Origin of the sequence: Duganella violaceipulchra, assembly GCF_019166075.1 — a bacterium.
Classification (GTDB): domain Bacteria; phylum Pseudomonadota; class Gammaproteobacteria; order Burkholderiales; family Burkholderiaceae_D; genus Rugamonas; species Rugamonas violaceipulchra.
The window spans coordinates 1-235 of record NZ_JAHTGR010000257.1 but is presented as its reverse complement, the minus strand read 5'-3'; the positions used below and the strand labels follow the sequence as shown (position 1 = coordinate 235).

1 protein-coding gene is annotated in these 235 nt (G+C 64.3%); it reads left to right on the top strand.

What is annotated here, in order from left to right:
- Nucleotides 1–235 (top strand): AMP-binding protein (locus tag KVP70_RS33955; RefSeq protein WP_217946817.1); only part of this gene is annotated, 235 nt, incomplete at both ends.

Sequence of the window (235 nt, the reverse complement as noted above, 5' to 3'; positions counted from 1 at the left end):
GGGGAGCGGGAGTGGCGCGCGGCTATTTGAACCGTGCGGAGTTGACGGCAGAGCGCTTCCTTCCGGATCCGTTCAGTGCGCAGGCGGAAGCGCGGCTATACAAGAGCGGCGACCTGGGCCGCTGGTTGGCCGATGGCAACATCGAGTATGTAGGAAGGGGCGACTTCCAGGTCAAGATCCGCGGTTTCCGAATTGAGCTGGGCGAGATCGAAGCCAGGCTGGCGGCCTGCGAAGG